At 65.6% G+C, this 4,617-nt stretch carries 1 protein-coding gene; it reads left to right on the top strand.

The genetic code is table 11. The annotated features are described in order from the left end of the window. Positions 1-4,617 (top strand): beta strand repeat-containing protein (locus tag AC1DWG_RS30350; RefSeq protein ID WP_477788764.1); only part of this gene is annotated, 4,617 nt, incomplete at both ends.

The following is a 4,617-nucleotide window of genomic DNA, read 5'->3' as shown; positions in this document are numbered from 1 at the left end:
GCTTCGCGACCGGCAACGATGTTGGCACCGTGCAGGAAGACACCACGCTCAGCGTCAGCGGCCAGTTCAGCTCGGCCGACATCGATCACGATGCCACGGCGACCTGGACCATCAATGGCGCGTCCACCGGCACCTACGGTTCGATCGCCGTGGACACCACCGGCCAGTGGACCTACACCCTGGCCAATGGCACCGATGGCGTTGCCAGTGCGGCGCAGTCGCTGAAGGCGGGCGAGAGTCACAACGAAGTGTTCAGCGTGCAAGTCAGCGACGGCCTCGGCGGCGTCGACACCCAACTGGTGACCGTCACCATTACCGGCAGCAACGACGCGCCCGTGCTCAGCTTCCTGACGGGCAACGAGGCGGGCGCGGTGCAGGAAGACACCACGCTCAGCGTGAACGGCCAGTTCAGTTCGGCCGACATCGATCACGATGCCACCGCCACTTGGAGTATTGCCGGGCCAAATACCGGCACCTTTGGCTCGATCGCCGTGGACAGCAGCGGCCAGTGGACCTACACCCTGGCCAATGGCACCGATGGTGTCGCCAGTGCGGTGCAGTCGCTGAAGGCGGGCGAGAGTCATGATGAGGTGTTTACGGTGCAGGTCAGCGACGGCCTCGGCGGCGTCGACACCCAACTGGTGACCGTCACCATTACCGGCAGCAACGACGCGCCCGTGCTCAGTTTCGCGACGGGCAATGCGGCCGGCGCGGTGCAGGAAGACACCACCCTCAGTGTCAGCGGCCAGTTCAGCTCGACCGACATCGATCACGATGCCACGGCGACCTGGACCCTCAATGGCGCGTCCACCGGCACCTACGGTTCGATCGCGGTGGACACCACCGGCCAGTGGACCTACACCCTGGCCAATGGCAGCGACGGAGTTGCCAGTGCGGTGCAGTCGCTGAAGGCGGGCGAGAGTCATGATGAGGTGTTTACGGTGCAAGTCAGCGACGGCCTGGGCGGCGTCGACACCCAACTGGTGACCGTCACCATTACCGGCACCAACGACGCGCCGACGGTGACGGCGGCAGAAGTCGAAAGCGGGGCGGTAGCCGAAGACGGTACCCCGCTGGCCAGCGGCAGCTTCGCCTTCGGCGACGTGGACCTGGCCGATGACGCCCATGTGGCCAGCGTGAGCGCGCCAGCCAATGCGCTGGGTACGCTGGTGGCCACCGTCAGCGACGAGAGCACCGGCGACGCGGTGGGCAGCGTGGGCTGGACCTATACGCTGAACAACAGCGCGGCGCAGTACCTGGCCGCGGGCCAGACCAAGACCGAAGTGTTCACGGTGACGCTGACCGACGACGTCGGGGCGACAGTGACCAAGGACGTGACGATCACCATTACCGGCAGCAACGACGCGCCGGTGCTCAGTTTCGCGACCGGCAACGAGGTCGGCACGGTGCAGGAAGACACCACCCTCAGCGTCAGCGGCCAGTTCAGCTCGACCGACATCGATCACGATGCCACCGCCACTTGGAGTATTGCCGGGCCAAATACCGGCACCTTTGGCTCGATCGCCGTGGACAGCAGCGGCCAGTGGACCTACACCCTGGCTAACGGCAGCGACGGGGTTGCCAGTGCAGTGCAGGCGCTGAAGGCGGGAGAAAGTCACAACGAAGTGTTCAGCGTGCAGGTCAGCGACGGCCTGGGCGGCGTGGACACCCAGATGGTGACCGTCACCATTACCGGCAGCAACGATGCGCCCGTGCTCAGCTTCGCGACCGGCAACGATGTTGGCGCGGTGCAGGAAGACACCACGCTCAGCGTCAATGGCCAGTTCAGCTCGGCCGACATCGATCACGACGCCACGGCGACCTGGAGCATTGCGGGTACAGATACGGGCACCTACGGTTCGATCGCCGTCGATAACAGCGGCCAGTGGACGTACACCCTGGCCAACGGCACCGATGGGGTTGCCAGTGCGGTGCAGGCGCTGAAGGCGGGCGAGAGCCATGATGACGTGTTCACGGTGCAAGTCAGCGACGGCTTGGGTGGCGTCGACACCCAGCTGGTGACCGTCACCRTYACCGGCAGCAACGACGCGCCSGTGCTCAGTTTCGTGACAGGCAATGAGGCGGGCGCGGTGCAGGAAGACACCAAACTCAGCGTCAATGGCCAGTTCAGTTCGGCCGACATCGATCACGATGCCACGGCAACCTGGACCATCAATGGCGCATCAACAGGCACCTACGGCGCGATCGCCGTGGACACCACCGGCCAGTGGACCTACACGCTGGCCAATGGCAGCGATGGGGTCGCCAGTGCAGTGCAGTCGCTGAAGGCGGGCGAGAGTCACAACGAAGTGTTCAGCGTGCAGGTCAGCGACGGGCTGGGCGGCGTCGACACCCAGCTGGTGACCGTCACCATTACCGGCAGCAACGACGCGCCCGTGCTCAGCTTCGCGACCGGCAACGATGTTGGCGCGGTGCAGGAAGACACCACGCTCAGCGTCAATGGCCAGTTCAGTTCGGCCGACATCGATCACGATGCCACGGCGACCTGGAGCATTGCGGGTACAGATACGGGCACCTACGGTTCGATCGCCGTCGATAACAGCGGCCAGTGGACGTACACCCTGGCCAACGGCACCGATGGGGTTGCCAGTGCGGTGCAGTCACTGAAGGCGGGCGAGAGTCACAACGAAGTGTTCAGCGTGCAAGTCAGCGACGGCCTGGGTGGCGTCGACACCCAGTTGGTGACGATCACCGTCACCGGCAGCAACGACGCGCCCGTGCTCAGCTTCGCGACCGGCAACGAGGCCGGCGCGGTGCAGGAAGACACCACGCTCAGCGTCAGTGGCCAGTTCAGCTCGGCCGACATCGATCACGATGCCACGGCGACCTGGAGCATCAATGGCGCGTCCACCGGCACCTACGGTTCGATCGCGGTGGACAACAGCGGCCAGTGGATCTACACCCTGGCCAATGGCAGCGACGGGGTTGCCAGTGCGGTGCAGTCGCTGAAGGCGGGCGAGAGCCATGATGACGTGTTTACGGTGCAAGTCAGCGACGGCCTGGGCGGCGTGGACACCCAGCTGGTGACCGTCACCGTCACCGGCAGCAACGACGCGCCGGTGCTCAGCTTCGTGACAGGCAACGAGGCGGGCGCGGTGCAGGAAGACACCAAACTCAGCGTCAATGGCCAGTTCAGTTCGGCCGACATCGATCACGATGCCACGGCGACCTGGACCCTCAATGGCGCGTCCACCGGCACCTACGGTTCGATCGCCGTGGACAGCAGCGGCCAGTGGACCTACACCCTGGCCAACGGCAGCGACGGGGTCGCCAGTGCGGTGCAGGCGCTGAAGGCGGGCGAGAGCCATGATGACGTGTTCACGGTGCAAGTCAGCGACGGCCTCGGCGGCGTCGACACCCAGCTGGTGACCGTCACCATCACCGGCAGCAACGACGCGCCCGTGCTCAGTTTCGTGGCAGGCAATGCGGCCGGCGCGGTGCAGGAAGACACCACGCTCAGCGTGAACGGCCAGTTCAGCTCGGCCGACATCGATCACGACGCCACGGCGACCTGGACCATCAATGGCGCGTCAACAGGCACCTACGGTTCGATCGCGGTGGACACCACCGGCCAGTGGACCTACACGCTGGCCAACGGCACCGATGGGGTCGCCAGTGCGGTGCAGGCGCTGAAGGCGGGCGAGAGCCACGAGGACGTGTTCACGGTACAGGTCAGCGACGGCCAGGGCGGCGTCGACACCCAGCTGGTGACGATCACCGTCACCGGCAGCAATGACGCGCCCGTGCTCAGCTTCGCGACGGGCAATGAGGCCGGCGCGGTGCAGGAAGACACCACGCTCAGCGTCAATGGCCAGTTCAGCTCGGCCGACATCGATCACGATGCCACGGCAACCTGGACCCTCAATGGCGCGTCCACAGGCACCTACGGTTCGATCGCGGTGGACACCACCGGCAAGTGGATCTACACGCTGGCCAATGGCACCGACGGGGTCGCCAGTGCGGTGCAGTCGCTGAAGGCGGGCGAGAGTCATGAGGACGTGTTCACGGTGCAGGTCAGCGATGGCCTCGGCGGTGTCGACACCCAGCTGGTGACTATCACCGTCACCGGCAGCAACGACGCCGCCGTGCTGTCCTCGGCCAGCGTTACGCTCAGCGAAACCAATGCTCCGCTGACCACCAGCGGCACCCTGACCATCAGCGACGTCGACAACGCCGCAACCTTCGCCGCGCAAACCAACACCGTCGGCAGCCACGGCCAGTTCTCCATCGGCACCGGCGGTGCCTGGACCTACGTCGCCAGTTCCGCCCACAACGAGTTCGCGGCCGGCACCACCTACACCGACACCTTCGCGGTGAGCAGTGCCGACGGCACCCTCACTTCGGTCACCGTGCATATCCTCGGCACCAACGATGCCGCCGTGCTGTCCGCCGACATCGCCAACCTCACCGAGACCAATGCTGCGCTGACCACCGCTAGCACCCTGACCATCAGCGACGTCGACAGCGCCGCAACCTTCGTCGCCCAAACCAACACCGCCGGCAGCTACGGCCAGTTCTCCATCGGCACCGGCGGTGCCTGGACCTACGTCGCCAACTCCGCCCACAACGAGTTCGCCGCCGGTACCACCTACAGAG

Source organism: Pseudomonas sp. P4_B3 (assembly GCF_056402295.1).
Note: the sequence above shows the minus strand (reverse complement) of the source record. Positions and strands in the feature narration are given on the sequence as shown.